Raw genomic sequence first — 16,659 nt, forward strand, 5'->3', positions numbered from 1 at the left:
CGTTTTGGTGAGTTGTTTAAAGCGAGTGGTGATACCTTAAGAGGTGATAGTAATTTTTTTAAACGCTTTCATTTTTACAAATATCGCTAAGGAAAGCAGACCAAATAGTGTAAAGCCAATAAATAGGGGAAGGGCAGTTTTATCGACATAGTATCCAATCACGGTAGCAATAGGAACGGCCAATAAGGTCGCTAAAAAGCCAGTAATGGCAGCGCCAATACCCGCAATATGACCAATTGGTTCCATAGCAATTGCTCTAATATTTCCAAAGATAAACCCTATGGTAGCAAATTGAACGCCCATAAAACTCAGTAAAATAACTAAGCTTGGGTTTGCTGTAGACCAAAAGAGTAAACTGTAAACCAAGGCGTTTAATGTAAAAACAATAAGCGCTAAAAACGATAAACGACGCATACCTAGTCGCATCACTAGAGTACCATTTAGTAAGGTCGAAGCTCCAATACCAGAAGCTAAGCCCGCAAAAATATAAGGGAACTCCTCGATTAACCCGTATTGATTTTGAAAAATATGTTGTGAAGCACTTAAATACACCATAAAGGCACCAGTAATAAAACCGGAAATCATAGTGAATCCTAAGGTTTCTTTATGCTTTATAAGTTCTTTAATACCGTCAACAAACACGTAACGGGTGAACTTAGTTTTAAATTCAGGTTTTAAAGTTTCCGGTTGGCGACGCCAAAACCAAAGTCCGACAAGGATAGCCATAACCAATTGGACGTAGAAAATACCTTTCCAATGGTATTGGTCCATTACAAACTTACCTAAAGCAGGAGCCACAACGGGAACTAATATAAATACAGAAGTAACGAACGACATAATTTTTGCCATATAATCGCCTTTATACGTATCGCGGATAATAGATATACTAATGGTTCGCGGTGCTGAGAGTCCGATACCCTGTAAAATACGCCCTACAACCATCCATTCTAACGATGGGGATACCACGCAGATAATACTTGCGACTACAAAAATTGAAAAACCGACATATACTGTTGGCTTACGACCGAAACTATCAGAAAAAGGTCCGAATACTAATTGCCCTAAGCCTAAACCTAAAAAGATCATGGTGATTAATAGTTGGTGCGACGCCGAGTCGTAACTATTAATCGAAATTCCTATTTGGGAAATGGCGGGTAAAATAGCATCTATGGTTAAAGCGACAATAGACATTAATGCCGCCATTAAACCTACAAATTCTAAGTTTAGAGGCTTGTTTTTTTCCATTCGGCAAAAATAGCCTTTAAATTACGTCAACGCCATGTTTTAAACGGCAATATTATGTTAAAATTACGTGATGAAATGTTATATTTGTCACGCTATGGAAACTATGGAAAACGTTAAGCCTTTATTAGAATATATTCGAAAACACGTGACCCTTACTGAAGAAGAGGAAGCTTATTTGTGTTCGCAGATAGCACTAAGAAAATATTTAAAGGGCCAATACATTTTACAACAAGGTGATATCAGTTCTATTCAGTGTTTTATCCTTTCAGGATGCACCAAAATGTTTTATGTTGACGATGCTGGGCAGGAGCATGTAATTATGTTTTCGATAGAGGAGTGGTGGACTTCCGACTTGGGGAGTTTTGCGACGCAAACACCATCAGATTTTAATGTGCAGTGTATCGAGCCGACTACGGTGATTCAGTTTCCCTATGAGACCCACGAAAACCTATTGCAAGAGATTCCGAAATTAGAACGCTTCTTTAGAAAAATTATAGAAAAAGCCTATGTGTCTTCCCAAAAACGCATCATTCGAAACCTGAGCCTTTCTGCTAAAGAGCGCTATCAGCTATTTCATTTAAAATACCCGCATATCGAGCAACGTATCCCACAGTATATGCTCGCTTCGTACCTAGGAATCACCAAAGAATTCCTTAGTAAGATTAAAAAAGAAGTCCTTCAGCAATAAATGTTAATCTAGATTAACATCATTTCATAAACTATCTTATTTTTTAATACGGCGTTCTCGCCTACCTTTGTCGTATATTATTAAACACACAAAATTTATATAACGATGAAACAATTTATTAAAACAGGAGTTCTAGCCGTATTAGTTGCATTCTTAACATTCTCTTTTACGACGAACACAGACAAAAAAACAGTAAAAACCGACGAGAGTAAAGTGGTTTGGAAAGGTTACAAAGTAACAGGATCTCACGAAGGTACGATCGCTATCCAATCTGGAGAGTTACATTTTAATGATGAGGTGTTAACAGGTGGTGCATTCGTAATGGATATGTCTACTATTAACAGTACAGACTTACAAGGTGAGTACAAAGATAAATTAGATGGTCACTTAAAATCTGATGATTTCTTTGGTGTAGCAAAGTTTCCAACAGCGAAAATGGTATTTACAAAAGTTAAAGCAACAGGAAAAAACTCTTATCAAGTAACTGCAGATTTAACGATTAAAGGAAAAACAGCTCCAGTAGTAGTTAACTTATCAGTATATGGTAGCAAAGCAACAGCGACTTTAAAAGTAGACCGTACAAAATACGATGTACGTTACGGATCAACTAGCTTTTTCGATAACTTACAAGACAAAGCAATTTATGATGAATTTGATTTAGTTGCCGATTTAGTATTCTAATACTAGCAACAATTAGTTTTATATTTAAAAAAGACGTTTTCTATTGAAAACGTCTTTTTTTATGGCCTAACCCCACTTTTTTGAGTTTTAATTATGAGTACTGATTTCGTTTAAAAAGAATAAATTACGTTATTTGTTGTAGAATTCAAGTTATGCTTAATATTAGAGAATACATAGAAGAAACGGTGTCGATAAGTGACGCGGATTGGCAGTTTTTTTCCTCGAAGTTAATCTGTCGCTCTTTTAAAAAGAAGGCGATGATTCTAAATATGGGAGACACCGAAAACTACATTTCATTTATCGAGAAAGGTATCGCACGCTTTGTGATCCCGAAAGAGGATGTGGATAAAGAAATCACTTTCGGATTTTGTTTTAAAAATGAATTTATTAGCGCTTACGATTCGTTTTTGCTTCGTAAACCCGCCCTTTACAATGTTCAAGCCCTAACGCCAATCACCATGTGGAGTATTTCGTATGCCGATTTACAAGAAGTCTATCAGCATACCGTTATAGGTAATCTTATTGGTCGCTTGTCTTCAGAGCGCTTATTTTTAATCAAGTCCAAACGCGAGCAATCGCTATTAAACGAAACCGCTACCGAGCGCTACCTTAAATTATTTACCGATCGTCCTAAACTAATAAAGGAAATCCCCTTAAAATATATAGCCTCTTATATTGGGGTAACACCACAAGCATTAAGTCGTATTCGCAAGCAAATTTCTTAACCTTGGTTCATTGATTGCGAGGTAAAATCTTACCAACTTTGCAAAAAATAGTGAGTATGGAGATTTTAATCTTAATGTTAGTTCTGTGGTATGTAGGTTTGTTTTTTCAAACCTTCTTTTTACACCGTTATGCGGCACACCAAACCTTTACCATGTCTAAATTTGGCGAGCGTGTTTGCTTTGTCTTAACCTGGATATTTCAAGGCTCAAATTACCTGAGTGCTTATGGTTATGGGGTAATGCACAGATTACACCACGCGTATGCCGATACCGAAAAAGATCCGCACTCGCCAAAATACGATGCTAATGTTTTTGCCATGATGTGGCGTACAAAAAACGTATACCAAGATATTAATAACAAACGTATAGAAGTAGAACCTAAATACACTAAAAATGTACCACAATGGGAACGTTTTGATAAGTTTGCCAGCTCTCGCGGATCGCGTTTAGCATGGGCCGCTTTCTATACCGTGTTTTTTATTGTGTTTGCAACCGCTTGGTGGCACTGGTTATTTTTACCCGTAGCCTTTTTTATGGCGCCTATTCACGGTGTGATTATCAACTGGTTTGCACATATTTACGGCTACGTAAACTTTAAAGTTAACGATACCTCTAAAAACTTATTACCGTTCGATTTTTTAATGATGGGCGAAAGCTATCACAATAACCACCACACGCATAGCGGACGTGCTAATTTTGGAGTGCGTTGGTTTGAAGTGGATTTTACCTATTGGATTATGGTGGTTTTAGATAAGTTAGGGTGTATTAAGTTGAATAAATCCGCATAACATAACGTTTAGTATACATAAAGAAAGCAGTCGGTAACCGGCTGCTTTTTTTGTTTTGGGGTTTCTGATGCTCCGCTAAAAAATAGATGTCGACTTTTACAGGTTCTGGGTGGCTTATTCATTAGTTTTGTTAGTGGCCTTGAGTCCTTAGGATTTTAAGGCGATATACAATCAAAAAAAAGTTACACACATGCTTACCCATACCTTAATCACCTTATTTAAAAGAGATCTAAACCGGCTTATCACCGAAATAGAAGCCTATAATAGCGAAGAGGCCTTATGGCTAATCACCCCAAAAATTTCTAATTGTTCGGGTAACTTATCCTTGCATATTATTGGTAATTTAAAGTGGTTTATTGGTGCGCAATTGGGTAACTCGGGGTACATCAGGGAGCGGGATTTGGAGTTTTCTCAAAAAGGTATTGCTAAAGCAGAACTTATAAACCAAGTTCGTGAAACTATTCAGATTGTAGAAAACACATTGCAAACGGTGACCTCCCAGCAATTACAAGCACAATTTTCAAGGGGTAGAGCAGAGGAACCCATGACACTAGAGTATTTTTTAGTGCATCTCGTTGCTCACCTGTCGTATCACCTATGGCAAATTAATTACCACCGTCGTCTATTGGGTTAAAACTATCACAAAGGCCATTACTAAGAAAATAGCAGTATTAATAAACTTATATTTGTAGACCTAATGTTATACTATGAGATCGTTTAAAGACAGCCCAAAGACTACCGATAAGAAAAAGTCTAAAGTAACCATGTTAACCGCTTTTAAAACTATTATCTGGCCCCGCCGTAATTTGGTTCTAATAGGATTGGTTTTAATTGTATTAAGTCGGTTGTCGGCTTTAGTCTTACCATGGAAAACTAAATCCCTATTAGACGATATTATCCCCAATAAAGATTTCGATCAGTTATACACCCTGCTATTAATCGTAGGTTTGTCCATTTTAGTATCTGCCGTAACCTCTTTTTTACTGACAAGAATATTAAGCGTGCAAGCGCAGTTTTTAATTAGTGAGTTACGAGCGCAAGTGCAGAAAAAAGTACTGTCCTTACCCATAAGTTTTTTCGATAATACCAAATCGGGAGCTTTAGTATCACGGATTATGAGTGATGTGGAAGGCGTTCGAAACTTAATAGGCACCGGATTGGTGCAAATGGTTGGTGGTACTATTACCGCAGTGATTTCATTGGTGTTACTAGTTAATATCAGTTGGTCTATGACCCTTTTTGTACTCGTTCCAGTAGCTGTATTTGGGGTGATTGCCTTAAAAGCATTTGGTTATATCCGACCAATTTTTAGAAAGCGTGGTATTATAAACGCTGAGGTTACCGGCCGCCTAACCGAAACCCTTGCCGGAGTACGTGTCATTAAAGCGTTTAATGCCGAAGCCCAAGAAAATAGCGTCTTCGAAAAAGGCGTAAACCGCCTGTTTAATAACGTAAAGAAGAGTTTAACAGCGACGGCGTTAATGACGAGCGCCTCGACCTTCTTATTAGGAATCGCCTCCACAGGAATAATGGGAATTGGTGGCTATAAGATAATGGTCGGTGAACTTACAACCGGAGACTTTTTATCGTTTACCCTATTGTTAGGGTTTATGATCGCTCCAATAGTTCAGATGAGTAATATTGGAAGTCAGTTAACCGAAGCCTTGGCAGGATTAGATCGTACCGAAGAGTTAATGAATATGGCTGCCGAAGAGGATGACGAAAACCGTCATATTGCCTTGCCAACGGTAAAAGGAGATATCGTGTTTAACGCTGTGAGTTTTGCTTATGAAAAAGGCAATCAAGTGATTCATAATATCAGTTTTGAGGCTCCTGCAGGCTCAGTAATTGCTCTGGTAGGTAGCTCAGGCTCTGGGAAATCGACTATCGCCGGATTATCGGCAACCTTTTTAAACCCCAATTCGGGAGTGATAACTATTGACGGACACGATTTATCGCAAGTAAAATTAAGTAGTTTTAGAAAACACTTGGGCGTGGTATTGCAAGATGAGTTTTTATTTGAAGGTAGTATCCGAGAGAATATTTTATTCCCTAGACCCGATGCTACAGAAGATGAATTAATAGCCGCTGTAAATGCTGCTTATGTGAACGAGTTTACCGATCGCTTCGAGGAGGGCTTAGACACGCTAATTGGGGAGCGTGGCGTAAAACTGTCTGGAGGACAACGCCAGCGTATTGCTATTGCAAGAGCTATTTTAGCAAACCCAAGGGTGATCATTTTGGATGAAGCGACGTCGAACCTAGATACCGAAAGTGAAGGACTTATTCAAAAGAGTTTGGCCGAACTTACCAAAAACAGAACCACGATCGTTATTGCCCACCGCTTAAGTACCATTAGAAAAGCCGACCAGATTCTAGTCATCGAAAACGGACGCATCGCCGAACGTGGAAACCACGATGAACTAATCGCTACCCAAGGCCGTTATTACGATTTATATACCTACCAAGCTAAGATTTAGAGTGGGGAGGTAGTGGGTTTAGATTTTGGTTTTTAATAATTCAGTTAGACTTGCAGTGAAGGGTTTTGCTGATGCATTTCCTGAATTGTAGTTTTTTAGTTTTCTGAAATCCCATGAATTATTACCGAACTCCGAAAGATTTACTTTTTCTAACTCAATTACCAAATAGTAATCTTGAGAAGGATTATAATATCCTTTTTTAATCAGATTTTCTTTTGAATATACTTTAGGGCCTTTACTAACGATTTTCCATAAATCTCCTGAGGATTTGTCTTTATGGGTATGTAGTAATAGATATTTTGCAGAAACCGTTTCTTTATCTAAAACTAAAGAACCGTTTCCTGAACCCATTCTGAAATTATACATCTGCTTTTTATTAATCCAATCATATTGACTTTTTGTATTGTAAAAACCAATAAGTATTTGGGTTTCATCAGGTATTATTTTCTCTGTTTTATCAGTGTTAAAATATTCTGGAATAGGTTCTGAAACCTCATTTGGGATATCATTCTTGTAAACATTAAATCTTTTGTGGGCTATATTTTCACGTTGAGAAGCAGTGTTTAAAAAGTGTTTTAAAACCTCTTTGATAAAGTTTTCTATATAAATAGTTTCATTGGAGTCTTCCGATGGTTTTATAGGAAATGCTCCTAGCCCTGGTAAAACTTCATGAAAACCTCTTAATGGTTTGTTTGTTTCTCCGGGATATATAACATAGGCGCCACTTGTTCTTCTAATAGCATCCTTGTAGGCATGCATTTTTAATAAATCTGCATTTTTATATATTCCTTTTAAGTTTTGTTGTTTCTCGTTATCTAAACTGTTATCTGATTTCTCCTCACCTAAAATCTGATTAATATTTGCAACTTTATATTTAGCATCAAAATGAATATGTACGATTTGTTCTGTAGCTTCAGCTTCAGTTTCACTTTGCGAAGTTGGCCAAATAGATAATGTATAGTCGGGTCTTAGAGTGGTAGTCCAACTTCCAGGCTTCGAAATATCGTCAGTTCCTCCTTTAAAACTTCTATTGTAGTTAAATCTAATGTTTAAATTACGATTAGCTTTTGTATAAACGCCTTGAAGTGCCGTTATTTTACCTTGTTTAAGTTGAAGACTTAATTGATCATTTGAAGGAACAATTAGTTTTTCGAGTTCTTTTGGTTCAATTTCGAAAATATGCTTTAAAACCTCTAAAAGTTTAAAAAATAACCAATATTCGTATAAAGTTGCAATATCTTTTTTACCCCCACTATAGACTTCGTCTCCACCATTCCAAACTAGTTTGGCTGCTAAGTCAAACTTAAGCCATACGTTTAATATTTCTCGGTAGCCTTCCTTTCGTTGAAGTGTAGGGCTATTAAGTTTTAATGTAGTTGGTATTGATACTTCTTTAAATAAATCGTGTTGTAGTTGTGTTTCTAACTTTTCAGAAACCAAATCTGCTTCTTCCTTTAAACGGGTTCCTGCATTTGGATGATTTGCAATATCCATACAGAATTTTAAAAACGTTTCTAAGGCGTGTTTTATAAAACGATTTTCAGAAGTGTCAACACTTTCGAATTTTCTATAGGTTTCAATCTTAGTAGCAATTGACTTTATTCCACTTCTATTTAAGGGGTGTGTTTTTTTTAACTGTAATCGATTATCAGAATTTATTAGTGATTTTAATTCGGAATTTTTAAAACGCTTTATTTTTCTAACATCTGTAATTTCTGCTTCTTCAGTCCAATTAGTAGTTGGGCTTGTGACTATACGCTGAACAGCATCTTCAAAATCATCTGAATTGATAATTGAAGATACAAATGCAAAACGTTGGTATAAGGTTTTATTATCAGTGTTATAATCTGTTTCAAATGAATGGCTTACTGGTGAGTTAGCCTGAATAATTAAATCAGTACACTTGGATGTTATATCATTTAACATGTACTGATAGTCCTGACGATAGTTTGTTTTTTTGGACTGAACTTCTAATTGTAAATCCCAAAGTTTTTTAGGGTTTTCAGTATTTAAAATCTGTAATGTAAGGGTGCCAACAAATATGTTTGGAGCAATTACACCAATATGTTCTTTTCTCTTTCTGTTCTTTACAATATTATTTTGGTCACTACAAAAGAGGCGGTAATTCTTTGATAGGTTTTCGTTTTTATGTGAAAACTCAAAATCATAGAAACAACCTTCTTTTAATTGATAGGTTGGCTCGTGTTCATAAGAGTTATTAGTGTCTACTTCAATGTCGCCTTTTTTTTGTGCGTCAATAAATAATTGTAAACCCTCATCTATATGAGATAAATCTATTTCTATGGATTGTACTTTCTCCATTTTTAAGCTTCTGCATAACTTGCAAACCCATTATCTATAGCGCCTTTATACATTCGGATAATTTTCTCTAAGGACAAAGGATATAAGACACTATTATTTTCTTTATAGATTACAGTCTCTTTGTTATTAAGGAAAGACTTAGAAACGTTGGTGTTCTCAGTTACGCAAAATGTAGCAAGTACCTCCAAAATAGGACAAAGTTTACGTCTCGACCCGTGCAGTTTGGGTAATAACTTTTGCATGATAGCAATATCTGTTTTGTCATTTTCAGACATCGAACTATCTAGTGTGCTTAATTGATTATATAGTCTATGAATTTCTGTGGCGGAACGATAACCAAATTCAGCTCCTGTTTTCTTTAACTCTTCAAAAAACTCAACTAATTTTTCATTTAATTTTTTAGTATCTATTTCGGGGAAATCTTTGTTGGATGCAATTCGCAAAAAATCTTCACCCATAGAAGCACCTTTATAGTTAAGCTTCGTGAAATCTATTTCCTTTGGAGATTCTAAAAAGGCTTCAATATCCTCCTTATTAACTCTAAATTCAATAACATTAGCTCTATCTAAAACTTTAGGGCTAAACATATAGGTGGTTTCGTCTATATTCACGGTTCCTATGATAAACAAGTTTTTAGGCCAACCAATGGAACTCGGAACTTCAACCATATTTGTAAATAAATCTTTATTTTTAATATTTAAACTCTGCTCTGAACTGTGAAGCTTAAATTGATCTTTGGATTCCATGACACTTAAAAAGTCTGCAAAATAGCGCTCCACATGACTTAGGTTCATTTCGTCTAGAATAAGAAAATAAGGCTTATGTTTATTAGTGTTAGCTTCTAAAATAAGTTGTAATGCACCATTTTCTGGCTTAATGTATTCACTATTATCTAATGCATTAACATAACCTAATAAAGGTTCTCTATTTGTCCAATCTGCTCCAACAGGAACGATGCAATATTGCGAAGAATCTTCTGAGATCCATTGTGCAAATGCTTGGGATAGTTTTGTTTTTCCAGATCCGGATAAACCGCTTAATAATACAAATGGTTTTGTAGCTAAAGAGGCAATGTATCTTGTGATTAGTTGATTTGAGTAATTTAAACCTGAAATAAAGCAATTATCTATAAATTCAGATGGTTTAAAAAGTTTAGTTATATAATGTCCCTTCGTTTCATTGTCTTTAGAATTATTGTTTAAAAAATCTAAATAGCTTTTCAACGCTGCTGAATAAAATTTATTCTTCCAATAACTGGTTGGTGTTTCATTTTGAAAGATCCCGAAATCTTTGTTTTGCTCATTTAAAACGAATTTATATAACTGTTCTATTTTTTTGCTTGATTTGATATCATATATGCTATCAAATCCTTCTAGTTTACTTATGGCTTTAACATTAAGAATGTGGTCTAACAACTCTAAAGCTCTTAAATAAGAACTTGCTTTCTGACTACCTTCTTTATTTCTTCTTTTTAAGAAATCGGAAAATTGTTCTTTCATCTCTGAAGATTTTTTAGATGTAATTTCAAACCCATTATCTTTTAAAAATTTAAATGGAATTTTAGTGTTATTACCAAAATCTTCAAGTTTTAATTTGTTACCGTTTTTAAGTTCATTAGCTGTTGAAAGAATTAAAATCGGCGGATATTTTTTGCCATTATAAATAAGATCATATGTCGAAGAATGCCTTCCTGAGATTAATTCTGGATTATTATCTATTATTGTAATAGCACTAACCAACTCTTCTTTTGTAAATGATATATCCATCAAACTTGATTTTTAAATAATCGATTAATCGTACAAAGTACAAATAATAACTAAATTATATATAATGTTGTAGTTTTAAAATTAAAGTGCCATCAACTCCTCAACTACGGGCACATCAGCCGCTGCCCAGTCCAAATCCAGTAGGTGTTGTTTTTCGACTAGAACAGCATCGGCATGTTCTTTAAGTTTTAAATCCCCGGAAATATAATCTGCCGTAAAGGGAATTAATTTTATTTTAAAATCGGGGTAGGTGTGGGTTACTGGTGTGAGTCGGTTATTGACTTTGATATGAATATTTAATTCTTCAAATACTTCACGTTTAACACAGTCTATTTCAGACTCGCCTTTTTCGATCTTCCCACCAGCGAATTCCCATTTTAACGGTAACTTCATGGATTTACTACGTTGTACGGCAAGTACTTTTTCATCAAAATGTATGATGGCACAGGTTACAAGTATGGTTTTCATGGGGTTTATTTTTTTTGAGTCGTCGCTAATTGTAATACATCTAATAAGCGACTAATATACCAAAGAGTTTTTATGAAAATAAGTCTTCTAGTATAAAAAAAAGAAAACAAAATGGCTTTTAAATCAGCTCTTAAATATCAAGCCAGAGATTAAAGTCACGCGTTCTATTATGACTCGTTTTTAGTGTCATGCTATCTCCATTTAAATAGAGAGCCACCGTGTTCTTATCGTAGCGTTTTACTTTATTAATGTATGTTCTCTGTACACATTCGCTGCGGTTAATTCTAAAAAAGAGGTTAGGGTCTATTAGGGTTTCGATTTCTTTTAGGGCTGTTTGTGGCATCAAATGCCGTTTATCCTTGTTATCGAAAGCAAAAACGACACCGTTTTCGGCTTTAAAATACACAATAGCGTCTACTTTTAGGAAATAAATTTCTTGGCTAGATTTTATCGCAAATTGATCTTTGTAGGGTTTTGTGGTGCTGGTCTTATTTTCTAGTAATTGGTTAATCGTACCCATAAGTTGATTATAGTCGACAGCAGTCGTTTCTCTTAATCTTAAAAACTTATTCCAAGCTTTTGTAAACTGCTCTAGGGAATAGGGTTTTAAAAGATATGCAATACCATTCGCATCAAAAGCATCCATTAAAAAGGCGTTGTAGGCCGTGGCAAAGATAATGGGGCAGTGTAGTGTGACCTTATCATATACTTCAAAAACATTACCGTCCCTGAGTTCTATATCCGAAAAAACAAGATCAACGTCCTTATGTTGTTCTAAAAATAGTATGGCGTCTTCCACGGTTTCTAATTCCGCTAGAATACTGCAATTAGGGCAGACTTGAGCCAGGTAGCGTTTTAGTTTTTTTCGTGCTGGAGCTTCATCTTCAATAAGTAGTATCTTATACATCGGTAGGGCGTGTTATAAAGGGTAGGGTGACTATAAATTGGGTTTCGGAATCTTCAATTTTAATCGCTTCCCCACCTAATAGGTTGAACTGCGTAGACAGGTTTTTTAGAGCGCGTCCACCTGTTTTCTTCGTGGTTTTCTTAGGGGTTTTTGTGTTGCTCACTATAATTTTATCTGTTATGCTAATGCTAATGTTAACAGGCGCAGAGCTACGCCCTAAATTGTGTTCTATAGCGTTTTCTACCAAGAGCTGAAGGCAAAAAGGCGGGACAAAAACCTGTGGACTCTGTTCTTCGTTTGTGATGTTTAAAAAATAATACCCACGGTATTTGTGTTCCATTAATTTAAAATAGCTGTTTACAAAGTCTATTTCTTCGTGTAAGGGGACCAACTTTTTTTCTGAAGTGTCCAACGCATAGCGGTAGAGTTCAGAAAAATGGTGTAAAAAAGCACTCGCTAGAGTGGGGTCTTCTTCAATTAATTCATCTAAAGTATTTAAATTATTAAATAAAAAATGCGGGTTTAATTGCGCTTTGAGTTGCTGAATAACACTCGAAGACAAGGCTTTATCATACGCGTGAATTTGATTCTTATAGTCCCTATTGTCCTTTAAAAATAAATAGGCGAGATACAGACTACCAAACAAGGCGAAATCTACAGCGCGACCTAAGTTTGTTAAAACTAAGGTTTGCTGATTAAAATTTCGTGATACCGTATCAAAACCGATAGCTATGGCTAGGCTAATAGCATTTGACGCTATGAGATACAAAATAAAGGAAAGCGCAAAACAGATGAGATAGATTTTCGCCGAATGACTAGTGGCAGCGTTCTTTTTTTGGAAGTAATCTATTGTAAGCTTAATGAGGATCATTATAATAAACACGCCTAGAAATTGGGCTATGGGAGCATCTGGTTGTAAGATGCTTATAATGTGGTGGTCTACCCGTAATCTAGAGTTTATCACTAATAAATAACTCATTAGAAATAGAAACAGGGTGAAATAGCGGTCTATTCGTAAAAAAGTAAATAATCTTTTCATGGGTGGGAAATTAATATATATCCATGAAATAGGACCTAATTATTTCATGGATATTTTTTTAATTACAGATTTTATTCTGGCCAAGAACTCGTAATGTTCCCCTGTTCATCATAAGCAACAAGTTTTACGGTATTGTCTTTATCGATACTAAATTGAGCTCTCGGATTACCGTTATCGTCAAATAAGAACAAGCCATTATTTTCACTACCTGTTTTCCCCAGTAGGATGCGCGTGGTGGATCCCAACAGCTTCTGATCTTTATAGTCTTGATATTTTTTTCTACGCGTTTCAGGATCTTTTATGTTTTTAAGCTCTCTTAGTAAGGTATTGGTGCCCTCTTGGGTTTCGTTTTCAGCACGATCATTAAAAGCGAGTAGGCTAGAGACCACTCTTTTGTCTCCTCTTTTGCTGTCTGTAGTTAAAAGCTGCATCACTTGGTCGCCATCATATTGATCGTAAGTTAACGAGAGTCCCGCGCTGTGACCGGTTTCATTTTTGGCACCATCATAAATAAAACCACCACATTCTTTTCCATCCTCGTTAAAAAACAATAGGCCTGAGCGTTTTTTGCGTTCGTGATAAACGGTGTGGTTTATAGAATCACCAAGGGTAGGGAATTGCTCAACATTGGTGATTACCATTTTAACGGTGCCGTCTTTTTCTATTATATTTATGCGCTCGACATCTATAGTTGCAAACCTTTTGTTTTCATTAGTCTTAAAGGCATATAGCGATATTAATATAAGGCAGCTTACAGTAGCCGTTGCAAATGTTCTTAAAAATACCAGTTCACGGTTTAACTTTGTCATGATTTTTACAATTTATAGGTTAGTAATACAGGACAATAGTAGAAAGAAGTAGGAGGCAAACCAACCCTATAATAATGAATGCCGGAACGTTTATGATGAACTAAGGATTTAAAAGAATAAATGAAATGGTAAACCGGTCTTTACCCGTTGTGGCTTTAGGGCGTGCAGTCAAAGCGTCTACTGTGATCTGTTTAATTTTCCGTCAGGCTCATCGCTTTAGACTTAAACGCAATGCTGTTTAATATGGATATGGCATCGTCATAATAGTTGTCGTAAGCTGTTTTTAAAGCTGAATAGTTATAGTTATAAAACGCGCCATCATGTTCAAAATAGACGGTTTACCTTTTATAGGTTTTTTGATTAAAAGAAGATGTTGTAGTGTGAATATAAACTGGTCCTAAGTGTGTGTCTTCGGTTTTGATATCTTGGTTTAAAAGGTTTATTCCCGCGTTCGTTTCGGCAAACCGCTCTTGTACAAAAGCATTGAAATCTGATTGCCCTTGTGGTTTATACTCAAAAACGGAGACTAGCGTATGAAAAAAATTATCACCTTCCAAAAGGGGTGTATAGCCCACATACCCGTGGTGTTTTACTGCTCGCCAATCCTTGGGCGCACTTACTGTAAATGCTTGGTTGTTTATCCAGTCTTGGGTGTCATTGGGTATTGGTTTTGTAGCACCGCAATGCATGAGTAAGACTAGAGGAAGGAAAAGTAAAAACGTTTTCATAATATAGTAAGTTAATGATTTATAGCTTGTAAATTGTGATTGATTTTTTAATTGTAAACGCATTGCATTGCGCTATTTTAGTCTGTCATTTATGACTTTAGTTTGCGATAAGCGATCGTGAAAACCGTGATTGGTTAGTAAAAATGACAAGCGGTCTAAAGGAATCAAGCGGCACAACGTCCGGGTGATAATATCTCCAGCACTCGGCCGGTCGCCATTCGATTTTACCACAGTAGTTTTCGTAATGAACTTGCCTATCGTTTTTTGAAATTTGATTTCCATAATGGCGTAATACCCCAAGTAGGTCCCAAAATACAGAAAAAAGATTAAGAAGGTAATCAACGATTCGTTTTTAGGATGAATAAACAATTCAATAGCATAACTTCCAACAGCTATTAAAAAGAGCCATATTATAAAATCGATAACAAAATTCACAAACCTTAACAGTCTTATAGCCGTTTTAGATTCGACATAAAGAATGTTGTTTGCACGACTTGTAATTTTGTCTTTAATGGCGCTAAATTTTACAGGATCAAGTCGTCGTTTTTCAATTTCTCCATGTGCACCTTCCAAGGCCATGGGATTATATTTGCCACTGTCTATAGTGACTATTTTTACTAACTCGGTGTCCGTACGTTCGGACATGACCTGAGTAAATTCATTTTTCATTTTACTTGTCTTGGTTTTATTTTTGTTAATGTCTGTTGTCACAAAGTATAGGGAGTGTTGGTTTCCTTTTATCAATAAATACTAATGAAGGGCAACCAAAACTATAACCTTCAAAACCATATAGGGTAGTAGGTAGATTTTTTAGTGGCTTACCAGTCCATTGTGTTTTATAAAAGTCGTTTTCTATATGCCCTTTTATGGCCAAGGGAATCAAATGACTACTTTCTGAGTTGCGCTGTAATTGTTCGAAAATAATAGCTTTGGTGTGCGCATCTCTAACAACCAAATAGCGATAATCCAGTTGGTTTTCATTTTTTAAGTTTTGAATGAAGTAGTCTAGATCGTCTGTATAAAAAGCATAAGAATCGGATGCTTGTAAGCCTTTTAGGTCTTCTTTTTCATATTGCGAGTCCGTGTTTGTGCTAAAAGGTTTAGGAAATGCGCTGCTGTCAATGGGTTCCCATAAAAAGCGAGTGAGTTTGCCAGTTTGAAAAGGGTTGTTACGTCCAACAACTGTAAAATTTTCATCATCTATTTCTTTAATGCCTAAATCAAAGCCAATCTGATAGTCATCTTCCGAAGGGTGGTCATAATTATCATTAAAATAAGGACTTAAACAAGCGATTACAGGAAGGTTTTTTATGACGTAGGAATTGATTCTATCTTGTAATAAATTGTATATATAAACAGAATCATTTTCTGAAAGTCGCATACGTTTTAAGAATTCCTTTCTTTGTATTTTATTCAACCTAACCGTATTTGATGTGGCCTGTGCTGGACTTATAATTGGTGTTTTCTCATAATTTGAATTCCGTGTATACCGATTCGTAAAATACGTTTCAGAGACATTTAAAAAGGCGTTTTTAATCGCGCCTTCATAGGTTTTATAACTTGTTGATGTATAGTATAAATGGATGTCAGAATAGGTGATATCACGTGATAAGTAACCACTAAAAACATAGACAATAGCGTTTTGATGTTTTACACCTACCCACTCTCCAGTTATAACCATAACGCCATCTATCAAGTCTTCTTTAATAGCGGTGTGTTCTACGACATAGACTTTGGTGTTTTGATCGAACTTACCAAGAATAGTACCTTTAGGTGTTGCTCTATAATTCAATCCCGATGCTGCACTCACATAATAGTATTCCTGAAGCTGATGATTTGTTTGTATAGAGGGAAATACGCTGTTATAACCAGTAATTTTATTAGCAGTCGCTTGTACTGAAAACGAAACTATTAGAGCTACAAGGACTAATAAATGAAGCGGTTTTTTTATTGTATTTAAATTCATCGTATTATAAAATGATAGCGTAATAGGCCTGTACTTAATGTTTAGGT

General features: G+C 35.7%; 16 protein-coding genes. 6 read left to right on the forward strand and 10 right to left on the reverse strand.

Annotated features, from left to right (window positions below; translation table 11 throughout):
• Positions 1–36 precede the first annotated feature (36 nt).
• On the reverse strand, positions 37–1,245 hold the full coding sequence (locus BLV64_RS04795) for a multidrug effflux MFS transporter (RefSeq protein ID WP_092133058.1): 1,209 nt from the start codon (positions 1,243–1,245) through the stop codon (positions 37–39).
• 70 nt (positions 1,246–1,315) lie between these two features.
• Here BLV64_RS04795 and BLV64_RS04800 point away from each other — a divergent pair, with 70 nt between their 5' ends.
• From BLV64_RS04800 to BLV64_RS04825, 6 genes are all read left to right on the forward strand, one after another.
• Positions 1,316–1,933 (forward strand): Crp/Fnr family transcriptional regulator, encoded by a 618-nt coding sequence (locus BLV64_RS04800; protein ID WP_245705871.1) that lies wholly within the window; start codon positions 1,316–1,318, stop codon positions 1,931–1,933.
• 105 nt (positions 1,934–2,038) lie between these two features.
• On the forward strand, positions 2,039–2,614 hold the full coding sequence (locus BLV64_RS04805; protein WP_092133059.1) for a YceI family protein: 576 nt from the start codon (positions 2,039–2,041) through the stop codon (positions 2,612–2,614).
• Between the two features lie 152 nt (positions 2,615–2,766).
• A complete protein-coding gene (locus BLV64_RS04810) occupies positions 2,767–3,339 on the forward strand; it encodes a Crp/Fnr family transcriptional regulator (protein WP_092133060.1) in 573 nt (190 codons plus the stop codon).
• 56 nt (positions 3,340–3,395) lie between these two features.
• Positions 3,396–4,127: an acyl-CoA desaturase gene (locus BLV64_RS04815; protein ID WP_092133061.1), complete on the forward strand. Its 732-nt coding sequence runs from the start codon at positions 3,396–3,398 to the stop codon at positions 4,125–4,127.
• A gap of 190 nt (positions 4,128–4,317) precedes the next feature.
• Positions 4,318–4,761 (forward strand): DinB family protein, encoded by a 444-nt coding sequence (locus BLV64_RS04820; RefSeq protein WP_092133062.1) that lies wholly within the window; start codon positions 4,318–4,320, stop codon positions 4,759–4,761.
• Positions 4,762–4,834: 73 nt separating this feature from the next.
• Positions 4,835–6,607 carry an ABC transporter ATP-binding protein gene (locus BLV64_RS04825; protein ID WP_092133063.1) on the forward strand — a complete coding sequence of 591 codons (1,773 nt, stop codon included), beginning with the start codon at positions 4,835–4,837 and terminating at the stop codon, positions 6,605–6,607.
• Positions 6,608–6,625: 18 nt separating this feature from the next.
• On the opposite strand, the gene BLV64_RS04830 is transcribed toward BLV64_RS04825, so the two are convergent.
• The 9 genes from BLV64_RS04830 to BLV64_RS04870 form a co-directional block, all read right to left on the reverse strand.
• On the reverse strand, positions 6,626–8,929 hold the full coding sequence (locus BLV64_RS04830; RefSeq protein WP_092133064.1) for a DUF2357 domain-containing protein: 2,304 nt from the start codon (positions 8,927–8,929) through the stop codon (positions 6,626–6,628).
• A 2-nt stretch (positions 8,930–8,931) separates the two neighbouring features.
• Positions 8,932–10,695, reverse strand: a complete 1,764-nt coding sequence (locus BLV64_RS04835) for an McrB family protein (protein ID WP_092133065.1) — start codon at positions 10,693–10,695, stop codon at positions 8,932–8,934.
• A gap of 81 nt (positions 10,696–10,776) precedes the next feature.
• Positions 10,777–11,163, reverse strand: coding sequence for a (deoxy)nucleoside triphosphate pyrophosphohydrolase (locus tag BLV64_RS04840; RefSeq protein ID WP_092133066.1), 387 nt, complete (start codon positions 11,161–11,163; stop codon positions 10,777–10,779).
• A gap of 130 nt (positions 11,164–11,293) precedes the next feature.
• A complete protein-coding gene (locus BLV64_RS04845; RefSeq protein ID WP_092133067.1) occupies positions 11,294–12,070 on the reverse strand; it encodes a LytR/AlgR family response regulator transcription factor in 777 nt (258 codons plus the stop codon).
• Positions 12,063–13,109: a sensor histidine kinase gene (locus BLV64_RS04850; RefSeq protein WP_092133068.1), complete on the reverse strand. Its 1,047-nt coding sequence runs from the start codon at positions 13,107–13,109 to the stop codon at positions 12,063–12,065. Before BLV64_RS04850 ends, BLV64_RS04845 begins: the two co-directional genes overlap by 8 nt.
• A 71-nt stretch (positions 13,110–13,180) precedes the next feature.
• Positions 13,181–13,918 (reverse strand): hypothetical protein, encoded by a 738-nt coding sequence (locus tag BLV64_RS04855; RefSeq protein WP_092133069.1) that lies wholly within the window; start codon positions 13,916–13,918, stop codon positions 13,181–13,183.
• 338 nt (positions 13,919–14,256) lie between these two features.
• A complete protein-coding gene (locus BLV64_RS04860; protein WP_143034129.1) occupies positions 14,257–14,646 on the reverse strand; it encodes a hypothetical protein in 390 nt (129 codons plus the stop codon).
• A gap of 72 nt (positions 14,647–14,718) precedes the next feature.
• Positions 14,719–15,315 carry an RDD family protein gene (locus BLV64_RS04865; RefSeq protein WP_092133071.1) on the reverse strand — a complete coding sequence of 199 codons (597 nt, stop codon included), beginning with the start codon at positions 15,313–15,315 and terminating at the stop codon, positions 14,719–14,721.
• A 25-nt stretch (positions 15,316–15,340) separates the two neighbouring features.
• On the reverse strand, positions 15,341–16,612 hold the full coding sequence (locus tag BLV64_RS04870) for an SH3 domain-containing protein (RefSeq protein ID WP_092133072.1): 1,272 nt from the start codon (positions 16,610–16,612) through the stop codon (positions 15,341–15,343).
• Positions 16,613–16,659 lie beyond the last annotated feature (47 nt).

This window comes from Bizionia paragorgiae (assembly GCF_900107625.1).
Taxonomy (GTDB): Bacteria; Bacteroidota; Bacteroidia; order Flavobacteriales; family Flavobacteriaceae; genus Bizionia; species Bizionia paragorgiae.